This window comes from Bacillus sp. FSL K6-1560, from assembly GCF_038592935.1.
Taxonomy (GTDB): Bacteria; Bacillota; Bacilli; order Bacillales; family Bacillaceae; genus Bacillus; species Bacillus subtilis.
The window spans coordinates 1,037,375-1,053,649 of the sequence record NZ_CP151946.1 but is presented as its reverse complement, the minus strand read 5'-3'; the positions used below and the strand labels follow the sequence as shown (position 1 = coordinate 1,053,649).

Below are 16,275 nucleotides of genomic sequence, written 5' to 3'. Positions count from 1 at the left end.
AAGCCGCTTATACAGCAGCTTTTTCACATCATCGGCTTGATGCCCCAAATGTCCTTCGCATATTCCCGGATCGTGCGGTCGCTGGAGAAATATCCTGAATGAGCAATGTTTACAATCGAACGCTCAGACCATTTCCTTCGCTCTCGATAATCAGCTTGAATTCGCTCCTGCGCATCTGCATATGAGCTGAAATCCTTCAGCACAAAATACTCATCATTATGCGGAAGCAGCGAGTCAAAGATCGATTCAAATTCATCTGCTTCTCCTTCAAAAAAACCATTGATCAGCTGATCCGCTACCTGCCTGATTCTTCTGTCATGCTGATAATATTCCCTCGATCTATAGCCGCCGTTTTCCTGATACGATAGAACCTCATCCGCCTTTAAGCCGAACGTGTAAATACAGTCAGGGCCCACCCGCTCAAGGATCTCGATATTTGCTCCGTCATGCGTGCCGATCGTCAAAGCCCCGTTCATCATAAACTTCATATTCCCTGTACCAGACGCTTCCTTGCTTGCGGTTGAAATTTGCTCACTTACGTCTGATGCCGGAAAAATTCGCTCAGCCATAGAAACTCTATAATTTTCTAAAAAAACAACTTTGATCAGCTGTTTGACCGCCGGATCATAATTGACTTTTTCTGCGACAGAATGGATCAGCTTAATGATTTTCTTGGCATAATAATAGCTTGGTGAAGCCTTTGCCCCGAAAATAAAGGTTTGCGGGTAGATTGAAAACCCCGAATCCTCCTTGAGGCGGTTATACAAATACATAATGTGAAGAACATTCAGCAGCTGCCGTTTATATGCATGAAGCCGTTTCACCTGTACGTCGAATATGCTCTCAGGGTGCACAACCACCCCGGCCGTGCAAAAAATCAAATCGGCAAGCTCTTGTTTTTTCTTGATTTTGTTGTTTTGAAACTGTTCAATAAATGCAGGATCAGTGGCGTACGGTTCTAAACGGATCAGTGATTCCGGCTGTTTGACCCATTCATCGCCGATCGCCTCTGTAATGATGGCAGACAAGCCTGGATTCGCTTTTAACAGCCAGCGCCTGTGGGCAATTCCATTCGTCTTATTGTTAAAACGATTCGGAAACAGCAAGTGAAAGTCGCGCATCTCCCTTTCCTTTAATATATCGGAATGTATTTTTGCAACGCCATTTACACTGTAGCTGCCTACTATGGCCAGATGAGCCATTTTGACAACACCATGCGCTGTAATCGCCATGTTCTCTATCCTTTTCCAGTCTCCCGGATACTTTTCCCAAACTGCGCGGCAAAACCTCTCATTGATCTCTTCAATAATCATGTACATTCGCGGGAGCAGCGGCTTAAACAAATGAATCGGCCATTTCTCGAGCGCTTCTGACAATGTTGTATGATTTGTATAAGAAATCGTATGTACAGTGATATGCCAAGCTTCTTCCCAGCTCATGTTCTCTTCATCGAGCAAAATCCGCATCAGCTCAGGCACCGCAAGCGCAGGGTGAGTGTCATTAATATGAATGCTCACTTTTTTATGCAGGCCGGATAAAGATTTATGTGTTTTACGGTAATTGTTCACAATGCTTTTTAAGCTTGCGCATACTAAAAAATACTGCTGCTTCAGCCGTAAAATTTTCCCCTCATCATGGGTGTCATCGGGATATAAGAATTCAGAAACCGCTTCTGTTTCTCGCTTATAAGACAAAATATTACCGCCGTGATAATGCGCATAGGGCTCGGCGTTCCAAAGCCTTAACGTGTTGACAGTGCCCGTTTCATAGCCGATGATCGGTATATCATAAGGAACAGCGGTAACAATTGTCGCTTGTTCGTGGCGAAAATGCAGGCGCCCGCTTTTTTCTGTCATATGGACTTCGCCCCAAAACGGCACGTCCACTGCTTGATCCGCATTCCTTACTTCCCATACGTTCCCGTTTTTCAGCCATTGCTCAGGCAGCTCCACCTGATGCCCGTCTACAATTTTTTGCTCAAACAAACCATGCTTATAACGTATGCCCATCCCGTGCCCCGGCAGGTTCAACGAAGCAAGAGAATCTAAAAAGCAAGCGGCCAAGCGGCCAAGCCCGCCGTTGCCGAGACCTGCATCGTTCTCTATCTGAAGGATTTCCTCTAAATTGATGCCGATTTCTTTTAAACCAGCTTCTACAACATCACGAACACCAAGATTCATTAAGTTTTGCTCAAGGAGCTGACCGAGCAGAAATTCGATTGATAAATAATATGTCTGCTTCCCGGAATTTGATCTGCTTTTTTCATTTGTTTCGATCCAATCAGCGCTGATATACTCTCTGACCATATTGCCCAACGTTTTATATTGATCCAGCTTGGCAGAATCTTTAAAGCTTTTTCCGCACGTCATTTCCAGACGCTTTAAAAATAAGTCTGCAAAGCGTTCTTTACTCGAGAACATCCTGTCCACTCCTTGTCACCTGCTCGAAAATACGCTGATACTCTTTAGCCGACTTCCCCCAGCTGTAATCTGCATTCATAGCGGTCTTCACGATGCTCTTCCATACATCCTGTTGGCGATAAAACGACAGTGCCCTTTCTATCGTAAATTTCAGATCATGCGCATTAAAGGCGGAAAACGTAAAGCCATTGCCCGTTCCCTCTTCCTCCTGATAGGCACGGACAGTGTCGTAAAGACCGCCCGTTTCCCTGACAATCGGAATGGCGCCATATTGAAGAGCAATGAGCTGCCCCAAACCGCACGGCTCAAATTTAGACGGCATCAAAAACATATCAGAGCCCGCATAAATTTGATGGGCTAGCGGCTCATCAAACCCGATATAAGCCCGGCACTTCTCATGATAAGCAAATTCTGCATACCGGAAATAATCTTCAAATTCACGTTCTCCTGTGCCCAGCACAACCAGCTGTATGTCTTGCTCCTCAAGAAGTTCGTGCATAATTCTGCGGACAAGATCAAGCCCCTTTTGTTTAGTGAGCCTTGTCACCATACTGATCAGCGGAATATCGTTTTTCTCTGGAAGCCCCATCCGCCGCTGAAGCTTCGTTTTGTTTTCCAACTTGCATGCAAGATCCCCTGAATCGTATTGCGCCTCTATATAAGGATCGCTTTTCGGCTGATAGAACGTATCATCAATGCCATTTAATATGCCGGTTACATCATTTTCCCTATATTGCAAAACCTGTTCCAATTGCTCACCATAATACGGCGTCAATATTTCATTTCTGTAAGTGGGGCTCACAGTTGTCACATGATCAGCCGCAATGATGCCCGCCTTCATAAAATTAACAAATCCGTTGCATTCTAACCTTTCATAATGAAAATGATCCATCTCAAGACCCAGCAAGTCATGTGTGACATCAGGAGGAAATATGCCTTGAAACTGCAGGTTGTGGATCGTGAGCACGCTTTTCATACGTTCATAAAAAGGATGTTTTCTGTACTCCTCTTTCAGCAAATAATTGACCATCGCTGTATGCCAATCGTGAGTATGAACAATATCGGCTGGAACATTCACAACTTTGGCAGCCTCCAGCACAGCTCTTGAAAAAAAGGCAAACCGCTCACCGTCATCATAATGCCCGTACAACGAATCCCTGTTGAAATAGTACTCATTGTCGATGAAGTAATAATTCACATCATCTTCGTCCATATGTTCAATTCCGCAATATTGCTGACGCCAGCCGACAGCTACGGTGCACTCAGCCTTTTTCTTCATACGCTTTTTCCACGGCTCAGGTATTTGGCTGTACTTCGGCAGCATCACATATACTTCATTGCCTAATCGCGCAAGCGCCTTCGGAAGAGCGCCTGCTACATCGGCAAGACCTCCTGATTTAACAAATGGGGTGCATTCAGACACAGCAAATAATATCTTCAAGAATTCATCAGCTCTCCTTGCACCAAACCTTTTCTTAATACAAGCGGCTGGTCAGCTGTTCCAGCAGCTTCCGTCGCCTTGCCGATTTTAACGTCCTTATCAGAAATGACCTGCTCAAGAAGGCAATCCTCGCCAATCTGCGTTTTTTGCATAATAATGCAGTTTTTCAGCTTCGTCCCCTTTCCGACATGGACCGCCCTGAACAAAATGCAGTTTTCAACCTCTCCTTCAAGCACACAGCCGTTTGCCACCAAAGAATTTTTGACAGTGCTGTGTTTTCCGTATTTCGTCGGCGGTTCATCCTTCACTTTTGTGTAGATAGGCTGCTGCGGCAAAAACACCTGCTGCCAAAAACGGGGCTGAATGAGTTCCATACTGTGGGTATAATATTTTTCCACCGAATCAATAACTGCGGCATAACCTGAATATTCATAAGGGCAAATGGTCAAGGCGGAAGATTCCTTTTCAACAGCCTCCTGAATGGTTTTATAGCCTTTTTCGCTATGTCCGTAGATCAGATCCTTTAAAAGCGTTGTTGACATGATATAGATTTGCAGCGACTGGCCGTCCTGAAATACCTCGGTGACGTCGCAGCCAACCTCCTGGTGGCGTTTCAGCACATATTGAAATTGAATGTTGCATACGGTATGGCTGTTGGAGATAACAGCATATTGCTGAGTGCTTCTGTGGAAGTAATCTAGATGGTCCGAAAACTGGCGAAAGGAACCGAATTCATCGTATTCGTGATGAAGATGGGGAGACGGGAAAAAAAAGAGGCCGTCCTTTTTCCGGTGCAAATCCCATTCCTTACCCGCCCCAAGGTGATCCATGAGCGAACGGTAACGATACTTCGGAAAAATTGCAACACTCCTAATATCCGCATTCACCATGTTGGAAAGCATAAAATCAATCAGTCGGTACCTGCCGGCAAAAGGGATCGCCCCGAGCGACCGCTGTGCTGTTAAATCCTGAAGAGAATGCTTATATGTGGTTTCATCTATAACACCTAACATTTGATTATTGAACACTGACTCTGCCCCCTCTTCAGTAATTAAATCAATTCTTTTTCTACAAATTCCTCTGAAACGAGCAGCACCTCTTCAATGTCTTTTTCGGAGCGAATCACTGCGCCATCCGGCAGCACCATCCCATTAGGAACAATGGCATTTTCAATGACTACATGCTCCCCAATCGTCACATCCGGCATTATGACGGATGATGTAACAGTCGTATGCTTTCCAACAGTCACACCTTGAAAAAGAACGGAGTGAGACACATTTCCATATACAACACAACCTTCGTTCACAAGCGAATCGTGAACCTGCGCATCAGATGAAATAAATTGCGGAGGTTGATTTGGATTGACGGAGTAAATTTTCCATTTGCGTTCAAACAGCTTCAGCTCCGAGTCCTCTTTTAACAAATCCATATTGGCTTCCCACAAGCTCTGCACCGTTCCGACATCCTTCCAATATCCCTTGAACGGATAAGCAGAAAGCTTCTTTTTCTCTTCCAAAAGCAGAGGAATAATGTCTTTGCCGAAGTCGTGGCTAGAATAAGGGTTTTGATCGTCCATCTCAAGATACTGTTTCAAAAGCGGCCAATTGAATATATAAATTCCCATTGAGGCAAGATTGCTCTTAGGGAATTTGGGCTTTTCATCAAAATGTGTGATCGTCCCATCTGGATTGGCCTTCATGATGCCGAACCGGCTTGCTTCCTCCCAGCCCACTTCGATGACAGAGATGGTCACATCTGCTTTCTTTTCAATGTGATAATCAAGCATTTTGCCGTAGTCCATTTTGTATATGTGATCTCCTGATAAAATCAGTACATACTCAGGATCATACTGATTCAAATAATTGAGATTTTCATAAATGGCGCTTGCCGTCCCTTTATACCATTTGACTTCTGATGACTCGGCATAAGGAGGTAAAACCGTCACGCCGCCATTATATCTATCCAGATCCCATGCACTGCCGATCCCAATATAGGAATTCAGCTCAAGCGGCTGATATTGCGTTAAAATCCCGACTGTGTCTATGCCTGAATTAGAACAGTTGCTTAGGGTAAAATCAATAATCCTGTATTTTCCCCCGAAAGATACAGCCGGTTTGGCCATATTTTTTGTTAATCCGCTGAGACGGCTGCCCTTCCCGCCGGCAAGGAGCATGGCTACACATTGTTTTTTCATCTTTTTATCTCTCCTCTTTTTTTAACCGCCCGTAAAATCGAGATGCCGTAAGGGGGGATGGTCATCGTGATATAACACGGTTTATGATGAAGTGCTCCCTTTTTAGCCGATAACGGCTTTTTGTTGATTTGCCCTGAGCCTCCATATGTTTCACTGTCACTGTTAAGCACTTCAATGTATTGAGTAAAAAAAGGAACTCCAACATCATATTGATGATAGACCACGGGTGTAAAATTACAAATGATGACAAGCGCCTCACCGTGCTTTTTGCCATAACGAATAAAAGAAAAGATTGATTGTTCGTCATTATGGACATCAATCCATTCAAACGATTGTGCACGATGGTCATGCTCATAAAGGATTTTGCTTTTTTGGTAAAAGCGGAGAAGATCTTGCGTAAAAACGCTGGCTTTCTGATGCATGGGGAAGGAGTCCAAAAACCAATCAAGCTGTTCTGTATCTTTCCATTCATCAAATTGGGCAAACTCTGATCCCATAAAGATCAATTTCTTTCCGGGATGCACTGTCATATAGCCCAGCAAAAGCCGATACTGGGCAAATTTCTGCCAGTAGTCGCCAGGCATTTTATTGAGAAGTGATTTTTTTCCGTATACGACTTCATCATGAGAAAACGGCAATACAAAATGTTCACTAAACGCATATAGTAATGAAAAAGAGATAAGCTGATGACAATGCCGCCTTTCTTCGGGCGGCGTCTCCATGTATTTCAGTACGTCATTCATCCATCCCATATTCCATTTATAATGAAAACCAAGCCCCCCTTCCTCAACGGCACCTGTCACTTGAGGCCATTCTGTAGAATCTTCCGCAATCATCATCACATGTGGATATGCCTCTCTCATGGTTTGATTGAGTTTTTTTAAAAAATCAACAGCATATGGATTCGTGTGGCGTTCATCCTGATTTGGCCAATACAGGATATTAGCCACTGCATCAACCCTAAATCCATCTATATGATAGAATTCCGCCCAGTACAACGCATTCGAAATTAAAAAACTATGAACTTCCGGTTTCCCCAGGTCAAAGTTTGCCGTACCCCATAACCAGTTCTCCCGATCACGTTCTTCTTTGTATTCATAAAGCGGTTCTCCATCAAACATATAAAGGCCATGTGCATCTTTACAAAAATGTCCGGGGACCCAATCCAAAATGACTCCGATATTTTGTTGATGACATTCATCAACAAACTTCATCAGATCATGCGGCGGGCCAAACCTGCTTGTCGGGCTGTAATACCCCGTTCCTTGGTACCCCCATGAACGATCATATGGATGCTCATACACCGGAAGCAGTTCAATATGGGTAAACCCATGCTCCTTGATATAAGGGATAAGCGTCTGACTTAATTCTTTATAGGAATAATGCCTGCCATCAGAATGCTTCTTCCAAGACCCAAGATGCAGTTCATAAATGAAAACAGGTTTTTCATACAGCGTCTTAGCCTTCTGTTTCTTTTGCCATTTTTGATCTTGCCAGCTGTACCCTTCCAAATCGTAAGTAAGTGACGCTGTGTTTGGTCTGACTTCTGAATAAATAGCGTATGGATCTGCCTTCAGCCTGATCTCACCGTTATTCGTCACGATTTCATATTTATATCGTTCCTTTTCTCCTATACCTGGAATAAATAACGTCCAAATGCCATTATCATTCACTCTGTGCATCACATGCTCTTCTCCAGACCAGCTGTTAAAATCTCCAGCCACTCGTACTTCCGACGCATGAGGCGCCCACACACAGAATTCATATCCGCTTTTGCCATTCAGCTCGCGGTAATGCGAGCCAAACAGCTGATAGCTTTTAAACAGACTGCCTTCGTGAAAAAGATAAACATCATGTGCTGTCGGGCTGGCAGCGGCCATGTAATCATCCTTTCTGACATCATAGTTTTCATTTATAGTATTTATTCGAAGAAATAAAAAAAAGCCCTTTCCTGAAAGCGCTTATACTTATAGACAATTAACTTCATTTTCTGAAGAAAAACGAAATATATGGAGATTTTTGTAGTCTGTTTTTAAAATAAAGAACAAAATCTAAGACATATCATGATTTATAAAAACAAAAAAACCTTGCAGGATATGCAAGGCTTCTGAATGACCCGTACGGGATTCGAACCCGTGTTACCGCCGTGAAAGGGGGGTGTCTTAACCGCTTGACCAACGGGCCGATAATTATGATATCTGTAATCATATGGCGGAGAAGGAGGGATTTGAACCCTCGCGCCGCTTACACGACCTACACCCTTAGCAGGGGCGCCTCTTCAGCCACTTGAGTACTTCTCCATTTGGCTCCACAGGCAGGATTCGAACCTGCGACCGATCGGTTAACAGCCGATAGCTCTACCACTGAGCTACTGTGGAACAAAAGTCATGGTGGGCCTGAATGGACTCGAACCATCGACCTCACGCTTATCAGGCGTGCGCTCTAACCAGCTGAGCTACAGGCCCATGACGACATAGAAATGGAGCGGGTGATGGGAATCGAACCCACGACATCAGCTTGGAAGGCTGAGGTTTTACCACTAAACTACACCCGCAATTTTTATTTGGGGCGATTGATGGGAATCGAACCCACGAATGCCAGAGCCACAATCTGGTGCGTTAACCACTTCGCCACAACCGCCAAAATATATTGATAAATGGTGGCTCGGGACGGAATCGAACCGCCGACACACGGATTTTCAGTCCGTTGCTCTACCAACTGAGCTACCGAGCCTAAGTATTTAAATGGCGGTCCGGACGGGACTCGAACCCGCGACCTCCTGCGTGACAGGCAGGCATTCTAACCAACTGAACTACCGGACCATTTTAAAATTTGGTTGCGGGGGCAGGATTTGAACCTGCGACCTTCGGGTTATGAGCCCGACGAGCTACCGAACTGCTCCACCCCGCGATGATTAGGAATATGTATGGCGGAGGAAGAGGGATTCGAACCCCCGCGGGCTTTGACACCCCTGTCGGTTTTCAAGACCGATCCCTTCAGCCAGACTTGGGTATTCCTCCGTATAGTGGTGGACCTTGTAGGACTCGAACCTACGACCGGACGGTTATGAGCCGTCTGCTCTAACCAACTGAGCTAAAGGTCCATTGGTAGCGGCGGAGGGGATCGAACCCCCGACCTCACGGGTATGAACCGTACGCTCTAGCCAGCTGAGCTACACCGCCAAATATTTTTTGAAACCAAGTGGAGCCTAGCGGGATCGAACCGCTGACCTCCTGCGTGCAAAGCAGGCGCTCTCCCAGCTGAGCTAAGGCCCCAAGAATGGTCGGGAAGACAGGATTCGAACCTGCGACCCCATGGTCCCAAACCATGTGCTCTACCAAGCTGAGCTACTTCCCGATTTCATATAGATCATGGCGCGCCCGAGAGGAGTCGAACCCCTAACCTTTTGATCCGTAGTCAAACGCTCTATCCAATTGAGCTACGGGCGCAAAACTTAATGCCGAGGGCCGGACTTGAACCGGCACGGTAGTCACCTACCGCAGGATTTTAAGTCCTGTGTGTCTGCCAATTCCACCACCCCGGCGTGGATGGTATAGTTGGAGCGGAAGACGGGATTCGAACCCGCGACCCCCACCTTGGCAAGGTGGTGTTCTACCACTGAACTACTTCCGCAGAAATGGTGCGGATGAAGGGACTTGAACCCCCACGTCTGTAAAGACACTAGAGCCTGATTCTAGCGCGTCTGCCAATTCCGCCACATCCGCAACATGTAAATGGTGAGCCATGAAGGACTCGAACCTTCGACCCTCTGATTAAAAGTCAGATGCTCTACCAACTGAGCTAATGGCTCTTCTTACAAGAGACTTGAATATTATATCATATAAAAGTGGTGCCGGCAAGAGGACTTGAACCCCCAACCTACTGATTACAAGTCAGTTGCTCTACCAATTGAGCTACACCGGCATATATGTAAAACCGATATGTATAATGAAAAATGGTGGAGGATGACGGGCTCGAACCGCCGACCCTCTGCTTGTAAGGCAGATGCTCTCCCAGCTGAGCTAATCCTCCATACTTGCACTAACGTGCAATTGCTTGGCGGCGTCCTACTCTCACAGGGGGAAACCCCCGACTACCATCGGCGCTGAAGAGCTTAACTTCCGTGTTCGGTATGGGAACGGGTGTGACCTCTTCGCTATCGCCACCAAACAAATGCCTTCAGGATGAAGGTACTGGGCGTTTCTCACAGGATGTGAGAGCCCTTAGCGGAGTTTCCTTACCTTCCGCCTTTAGAGAGTGTTCTCTCAAAACTAGATAACAGGTGTGACATCATTCAAAAATATGGTTAAGTCCTCGATCGATTAGTATCTGTCAGCTCCATGTGTCGCCACACTTCCACCTCAGACCTATCAACCTGATCATCTTTCAGGGATCTTACTTCCTTGCGGAATGGGAAATCTCATCTTGAGGGGGGCTTCATGCTTAGATGCTTTCAGCACTTATCCCGTCCGCACATAGCTACCCAGCGATGCCCTTGGCAGAACAACTGGTACACCAGCGGTGCGTCCATCCCGGTCCTCTCGTACTAAGGACAGCTCCTCTCAAATTTCCTGCGCCCGCGACGGATAGGGACCGAACTGTCTCACGACGTTCTGAACCCAGCTCGCGTACCGCTTTAATGGGCGAACAGCCCAACCCTTGGGACCGACTACAGCCCCAGGATGCGATGAGCCGACATCGAGGTGCCAAACCTCCCCGTCGATGTGGACTCTTGGGGGAGATAAGCCTGTTATCCCCGGGGTAGCTTTTATCCGTTGAGCGATGGCCCTTCCATGCGGAACCACCGGATCACTAAGCCCGACTTTCGTCCCTGCTCGACTTGTAGGTCTCGCAGTCAAGCTCCCTTGTGCCTTTACACTCTGCGAATGATTTCCAACCATTCTGAGGGAACCTTTGGGCGCCTCCGTTACCTTTTAGGAGGCGACCGCCCCAGTCAAACTGCCCACCTGACACTGTCTCCCCGCCCGATAAGGGCGGCGGGTTAGAAGGTCAATACAGCCAGGGTAGTATCCCACCGATGCCTCCACCGAAGCTGGCGCTCCGGTTTCCAAGGCTCCTACCTATCCTGTACAAGCTGTACCAACATTCAATATCAGGCTGCAGTAAAGCTCCACGGGGTCTTTCCGTCCTGTCGCGGGTAACCTGCATCTTCACAGGTACTATAATTTCACCGAGTCTCTCGTTGAGACAGTGCCCAGATCGTTGCGCCTTTCGTGCGGGTCGGAACTTACCCGACAAGGAATTTCGCTACCTTAGGACCGTTATAGTTACGGCCGCCGTTTACTGGGGCTTCAATTCGCACCTTCGCTTACGCTAAGCGCTCCTCTTAACCTTCCAGCACCGGGCAGGCGTCAGCCCCTATACTTCGCCTTACGGCTTCGCAGAGACCTGTGTTTTTGCTAAACAGTCGCCTGGGCCTATTCACTGCGGCTCTCTCGGGCTTGCACCCTAACAGAGCACCCCTTCTCCCGAAGTTACGGGGTCATTTTGCCGAGTTCCTTAACGAGAGTTCTCTCGATCACCTTAGGATTCTCTCCTCGCCTACCTGTGTCGGTTTGCGGTACGGGCACCTCTCACCTCGCTAGAGGCTTTTCTTGGCAGTGTGGAATCAGGAACTTCGCTACTATATTTCGCTCGCCATCACAGCTCAGCCTTATGGGAAACGGATTTGCCTATTTCCCAGCCTAACTGCTTGGACGCGGATATCCAATACCGCGCTTACCCTATCCTCCTGCGTCCCCCCATTGCTCAAATGGTGAGGAGGTGGTACAGGAATATCAACCTGTTGTCCATCGCCTACGCCTTTCGGCCTCGGCTTAGGTCCCGACTAACCCTGAGCGGACGAGCCTTCCTCAGGAAACCTTAGGCATTCGGTGGAGGGGATTCTCACCCCTCTTTCGCTACTCATACCGGCATTCTCACTTCTAAGCGCTCCACCAGTCCTTCCGGTCTGGCTTCACAGCCCTTAGAACGCTCTCCTACCACTGTTCGAAGAACAGTCCGCAGCTTCGGTGATACGTTTAGCCCCGGTACATTTTCGGCGCAGAGTCACTCGACCAGTGAGCTATTACGCACTCTTTAAATGGTGGCTGCTTCTAAGCCAACATCCTGGTTGTCTAAGCAACTCCACATCCTTTTCCACTTAACGTATACTTTGGGACCTTAGCTGGCGGTCTGGGCTGTTTCCCTTTCGACTACGGATCTTATCACTCGCAGTCTGACTCCCAAGGATAAGTCATTGGCATTCGGAGTTTGACTGAATTCGGTAACCCGGTAGGGGCCCCTAGTCCAATCAGTGCTCTACCTCCAAGACTCTTACCTTGAGGCTAGCCCTAAAGCTATTTCGGAGAGAACCAGCTATCTCCAGGTTCGATTGGCATTTCACCCCTACCCACACCTCATCCCCGCACTTTTCAACGTGCGTGGGTTCGGGCCTCCATTCAGTGTTACCTGAACTTCACCCTGGACATGGGTAGATCACCTGGTTTCGGGTCTACGACCACGTACTCATGCGCCCTATTCAGACTCGCTTTCGCTGCGGCTCCGCATCTTCTGCTTAACCTTGCACGGGATCGTAACTCGCCGGTTCATTCTACAAAAGGCACGCCATCACCCGTTAACGGGCTCTGACTACTTGTAGGCACACGGTTTCAGGATCTCTTTCACTCCCCTTCCGGGGTGCTTTTCACCTTTCCCTCACGGTACTGGTTCACTATCGGTCACTAGGGAGTATTTAGCCTTGGGAGATGGTCCTCCCGGATTCCGACGGAATTTCACGTGTTCCGCCGTACTCAGGATCCACTCAGGAGAGAACGAAGTTTTGACTACAGGGCTGTTACCTCCTATGGCGGGCCTTTCCAGACCTCTTCATCTACCTCGTTCTTTTGTAACTCCGTACAGAGTGTCCTACAACCCCAAGAGGCAAGCCTCTTGGTTTGGGCTAATCCCGTTTCGCTCGCCGCTACTCAGGGAATCGCATTTGCTTTCTCTTCCTCCGGGTACTTAGATGTTTCAGTTCCCCGGGTCTGCCTTCTCATATCCTATGAATTCAGATATGGATACCACTCCATTACGAGTGGTGGGTTTCCCCATTCGGAAATCTCCGGATCAAAGCTTGCTTACAGCTCCCCGAAGCATATCGGTGTTCGTCCCGTCCTTCATCGGCTCCTAGTGCCAAGGCATCCACCGTGCGCCCTTTCTAACTTAACCGTTAAAAAGAATCACTATGTGATATCTTGTATTACTAATTGAATGTGATGTCTACTGTTATCTAGTTTTCAAAGAACACGTTTCGAAGGAATGATCCTTCAAAACTAAACAAGACAGGGAACGTTCTGTTTATAAGACCCAAGGTCTTATATTCCGTATAATATCCTTAGAAAGGAGGTGATCCAGCCGCACCTTCCGATACGGCTACCTTGTTACGACTTCACCCCAATCATCTGTCCCACCTTCGGCGGCTGGCTCCTAAAAGGTTACCTCACCGACTTCGGGTGTTACAAACTCTCGTGGTGTGACGGGCGGTGTGTACAAGGCCCGGGAACGTATTCACCGCGGCATGCTGATCCGCGATTACTAGCGATTCCAGCTTCACGCAGTCGAGTTGCAGACTGCGATCCGAACTGAGAACAGATTTGTGGGATTGGCTTAACCTCGCGGTTTCGCTGCCCTTTGTTCTGTCCATTGTAGCACGTGTGTAGCCCAGGTCATAAGGGGCATGATGATTTGACGTCATCCCCACCTTCCTCCGGTTTGTCACCGGCAGTCACCTTAGAGTGCCCAACTGAATGCTGGCAACTAAGATCAAGGGTTGCGCTCGTTGCGGGACTTAACCCAACATCTCACGACACGAGCTGACGACAACCATGCACCACCTGTCACTCTGCCCCCGAAGGGGACGTCCTATCTCTAGGATTGTCAGAGGATGTCAAGACCTGGTAAGGTTCTTCGCGTTGCTTCGAATTAAACCACATGCTCCACCGCTTGTGCGGGCCCCCGTCAATTCCTTTGAGTTTCAGTCTTGCGACCGTACTCCCCAGGCGGAGTGCTTAATGCGTTAGCTGCAGCACTAAGGGGCGGAAACCCCCTAACACTTAGCACTCATCGTTTACGGCGTGGACTACCAGGGTATCTAATCCTGTTCGCTCCCCACGCTTTCGCTCCTCAGCGTCAGTTACAGACCAGAGAGTCGCCTTCGCCACTGGTGTTCCTCCACATCTCTACGCATTTCACCGCTACACGTGGAATTCCACTCTCCTCTTCTGCACTCAAGTTCCCCAGTTTCCAATGACCCTCCCCGGTTGAGCCGGGGGCTTTCACATCAGACTTAAGAAACCGCCTGCGAGCCCTTTACGCCCAATAATTCCGGACAACGCTTGCCACCTACGTATTACCGCGGCTGCTGGCACGTAGTTAGCCGTGGCTTTCTGGTTAGGTACCGTCAAGGTACCGCCCTATTCGAACGGTACTTGTTCTTCCCTAACAACAGAGCTTTACGATCCGAAAACCTTCATCACTCACGCGGCGTTGCTCCGTCAGACTTTCGTCCATTGCGGAAGATTCCCTACTGCTGCCTCCCGTAGGAGTCTGGGCCGTGTCTCAGTCCCAGTGTGGCCGATCACCCTCTCAGGTCGGCTACGCATCGTTGCCTTGGTGAGCCGTTACCTCACCAACTAGCTAATGCGCCGCGGGTCCATCTGTAAGTGGTAGCCGAAGCCACCTTTTATGTTTGAACCATGCGGTTCAAACAACCATCCGGTATTAGCCCCGGTTTCCCGGAGTTATCCCAGTCTTACAGGCAGGTTACCCACGTGTTACTCACCCGTCCGCCGCTAACATCAGGGAGCAAGCTCCCATCTGTCCGCTCGACTTGCATGTATTAGGCACGCCGCCAGCGTTCGTCCTGAGCCAGGATCAAACTCTCCGATAAATGGATCACAGGTTAAGTTCACCGCTTCCTGCGGCGACACCTGTGTGACCTGCGTCGTGCAGGCCCTAGTTTGACTGACTACGCACATCGCTGTGCGATTTATAAAAATGAATTAACAGGTACGTTTTGTCTTGTTTAGTTTTCAAAGATCATTTCGTTACTTCTCAATGAAGCACCTTTACTAATATAACATTCAGCTTCTTTTTTGTCAACAACTTTTTTCAAGTTGTTTTGAAGCATCTAGTTTGTGTCCGCTGTGCATCAGCGACGTTTAATAATATAACACCTCTATTTATTTATTGCAATAGTTTTTTAAAAAAATCTATAAAACAAATAAACTATAATCCTCGCCATGATTTCTAAAGCGTGTGTATCATATAACTTTCTTAAAAGAACATATACATCAGTCATGTGATCTTGTTGTTTTTTTCGTTTTCTTGTATAGTAGAAACGAACTAAATACTGATGACCACAAGGGGAGCATTAAAGCTGAGAGTGAGCGGTTTCGTTCTGACCCTTTGAACCTGTTAGTTAACGCTGGCGTAGGGATGTGGCAAAGTCAAATGAATTGCAGATCGTAAAGCAGTGCGTGGAACTTTTCTCATCCTTCCGCGTGCTGCTTTTTTGTTGTCCTTTTGGTTGTCTGTCAATGGAAGGAGATAGATATGAATCAATCTAAGCAACTGGTTCGCCTTATTGAAATTGCCATTATGACAGCGGCAGCCGTTATTTTAGACATTGTCTCAGGAATGTTTCTTAGCATGCCTCAAGGAGGCTCGGTCTCCATCATGATGATTCCGATCTTTTTAATTTCGTTTCGCTGGGGTGTCAAAGCAGGTCTTACTACAGGTTTGTTGACAGGTCTAGTACAAATAGCAATCGGAAACTTGTTTGCTCAACATCCTGTACAGCTATTGTTAGATTACATTGTCGCTTTCGCAGCAATCGGCATAAGCGGCTGTTTCGCTTCTTCAGTCCGTAAAGCCGCTGTATCAAAAACAAAAGGGAAATTGATTGTTTCAGTGGTCAGCGCAGTTTTTATCGGCAGTTTGCTGCGCTATGCCGCGCATGTCATTTCAGGAGCTGTGTTTTTCGGCAGCTTTGCTCCAAAAGGAACACCGGTATGGATTTATTCTTTAACTTATAATGCGACTTACATGGTACCTTCATTCATTATTTGTGCAATTGTCCTATGTTTATTATTTTTGACAGCACCCCGTCTGCTTAAAAGTGACAAAGCGTAAAAGCAATCCCCCAGCGAATTCCGCTG

At 47.4% G+C, this 16,275-nt stretch carries 6 protein-coding genes, 21 tRNA genes, 3 rRNA genes and 1 riboswitch; of the genes, 1 reads left to right on the top strand and 29 read right to left on the bottom strand.

Going from position 1 to position 16,275, the window contains the following annotated elements; genetic code table 11:
- Positions 1-23: 23 nt before the first annotated feature.
- From glgP to NYE22_RS05525, 29 genes are all read right to left on the bottom strand, one after another.
- Positions 24-2,420 (bottom strand): glycogen phosphorylase GlgP, encoded by a 2,397-nt coding sequence (gene glgP, locus NYE22_RS05665; RefSeq protein WP_342412373.1) that lies wholly within the window; start codon positions 2,418-2,420, stop codon positions 24-26.
- Complete coding sequence (gene glgA / locus NYE22_RS05660) at positions 2,407-3,861, bottom strand: glycogen synthase GlgA (protein WP_342412372.1); 1,455 nt, start codon at positions 3,859-3,861, stop codon at positions 2,407-2,409. The genes glgP and glgA overlap by 14 nt, the downstream gene beginning before the upstream one ends.
- Complete coding sequence (glgD, locus tag NYE22_RS05655; protein ID WP_080286227.1) at positions 3,858-4,889, bottom strand: glucose-1-phosphate adenylyltransferase subunit GlgD; 1,032 nt, start codon at positions 4,887-4,889, stop codon at positions 3,858-3,860. The genes glgA and glgD overlap by 4 nt, the downstream gene beginning before the upstream one ends.
- 23 nt (positions 4,890-4,912) lie before the next feature.
- Positions 4,913-6,055 carry a glucose-1-phosphate adenylyltransferase gene (locus NYE22_RS05650; RefSeq protein ID WP_038829923.1) on the bottom strand — a complete coding sequence of 381 codons (1,143 nt, stop codon included), beginning with the start codon at positions 6,053-6,055 and terminating at the stop codon, positions 4,913-4,915.
- The gene (gene glgB, locus NYE22_RS05645; protein WP_038829922.1) at positions 6,052-7,935 is read right to left on the bottom strand and encodes a 1,4-alpha-glucan branching enzyme; all 1,884 of its coding nucleotides are present in this window, start codon (positions 7,933-7,935) and stop codon (positions 6,052-6,054) included. The genes NYE22_RS05650 and glgB overlap by 4 nt, the downstream gene beginning before the upstream one ends.
- 232 nt (positions 7,936-8,167) lie before the next feature.
- A tRNA-Glu gene (locus tag NYE22_RS05640) sits at positions 8,168-8,239 on the bottom strand.
- Positions 8,240-8,264: 25 nt separating this feature from the next.
- Positions 8,265-8,355: transfer RNA gene (locus NYE22_RS05635), tRNA-Ser, on the bottom strand.
- Between the two features lie 3 nt (positions 8,356-8,358).
- Positions 8,359-8,433 (bottom strand) — tRNA-Asn (locus NYE22_RS05630).
- Between the two features lie 10 nt (positions 8,434-8,443).
- Positions 8,444-8,520: transfer RNA gene (locus NYE22_RS05625), tRNA-Ile, on the bottom strand.
- 15 nt (positions 8,521-8,535) lie between these two features.
- Positions 8,536-8,609: transfer RNA gene (locus tag NYE22_RS05620), tRNA-Gly, on the bottom strand.
- 10 nt (positions 8,610-8,619) lie between these two features.
- Positions 8,620-8,695 (bottom strand) — tRNA-His (locus tag NYE22_RS05615).
- Between the two features lie 17 nt (positions 8,696-8,712).
- Positions 8,713-8,788: transfer RNA gene (locus NYE22_RS05610), tRNA-Phe, on the bottom strand.
- Between the two features lie 12 nt (positions 8,789-8,800).
- Positions 8,801-8,877: transfer RNA gene (locus NYE22_RS05605), tRNA-Asp, on the bottom strand.
- Positions 8,878-8,888: 11 nt separating this feature from the next.
- A tRNA-Met gene (locus NYE22_RS05600) sits at positions 8,889-8,965 on the bottom strand.
- A 17-nt stretch (positions 8,966-8,982) separates the two neighbouring features.
- Positions 8,983-9,075: transfer RNA gene (locus NYE22_RS05595), tRNA-Ser, on the bottom strand.
- A gap of 6 nt (positions 9,076-9,081) precedes the next feature.
- Positions 9,082-9,158 (bottom strand) — tRNA-Ile (locus tag NYE22_RS05590).
- A 2-nt stretch (positions 9,159-9,160) separates the two neighbouring features.
- Positions 9,161-9,237, bottom strand: a tRNA-Met gene (locus NYE22_RS05585).
- 20 nt (positions 9,238-9,257) lie between these two features.
- Positions 9,258-9,330 (bottom strand) — tRNA-Ala (locus tag NYE22_RS05580).
- A 5-nt stretch (positions 9,331-9,335) separates the two neighbouring features.
- Positions 9,336-9,412 (bottom strand) — tRNA-Pro (locus tag NYE22_RS05575).
- Between the two features lie 15 nt (positions 9,413-9,427).
- A tRNA-Arg gene (locus NYE22_RS05570) sits at positions 9,428-9,504 on the bottom strand.
- A 9-nt stretch (positions 9,505-9,513) separates the two neighbouring features.
- Positions 9,514-9,599 (bottom strand) — tRNA-Leu (locus tag NYE22_RS05565).
- Positions 9,600-9,613: 14 nt separating this feature from the next.
- Positions 9,614-9,688 (bottom strand) — tRNA-Gly (locus tag NYE22_RS05560).
- A gap of 5 nt (positions 9,689-9,693) precedes the next feature.
- Positions 9,694-9,780: transfer RNA gene (locus NYE22_RS05555), tRNA-Leu, on the bottom strand.
- A gap of 10 nt (positions 9,781-9,790) precedes the next feature.
- Positions 9,791-9,866: transfer RNA gene (locus tag NYE22_RS05550), tRNA-Lys, on the bottom strand.
- 37 nt (positions 9,867-9,903) lie between these two features.
- A tRNA-Thr gene (locus NYE22_RS05545) sits at positions 9,904-9,979 on the bottom strand.
- 32 nt (positions 9,980-10,011) lie between these two features.
- Positions 10,012-10,087: transfer RNA gene (locus tag NYE22_RS05540), tRNA-Val, on the bottom strand.
- A gap of 22 nt (positions 10,088-10,109) precedes the next feature.
- Positions 10,110-10,225 (bottom strand): 5S ribosomal RNA (gene rrf, locus NYE22_RS05535).
- 132 nt (positions 10,226-10,357) lie between these two features.
- A 23S ribosomal RNA gene (locus NYE22_RS05530) occupies positions 10,358-13,285 on the bottom strand.
- A gap of 170 nt (positions 13,286-13,455) precedes the next feature.
- A 16S ribosomal RNA gene (locus NYE22_RS05525) occupies positions 13,456-15,005 on the bottom strand.
- The 16S, 23S and 5S rRNA genes sit together here with 21 tRNA genes alongside, the layout of an rRNA operon.
- A 464-nt stretch (positions 15,006-15,469) precedes the next feature.
- A riboswitch (TPP riboswitch) is annotated at positions 15,470-15,571 on the top strand.
- 99 nt (positions 15,572-15,670) lie between these two features.
- Here NYE22_RS05525 and thiT point away from each other — a divergent pair.
- Positions 15,671-16,249 carry an energy-coupled thiamine transporter ThiT gene (gene thiT, locus NYE22_RS05520; protein ID WP_163117262.1) on the top strand — a complete coding sequence of 193 codons (579 nt, stop codon included), beginning with the start codon at positions 15,671-15,673 and terminating at the stop codon, positions 16,247-16,249.
- Positions 16,250-16,275: the final 26 nt, after the last annotated feature.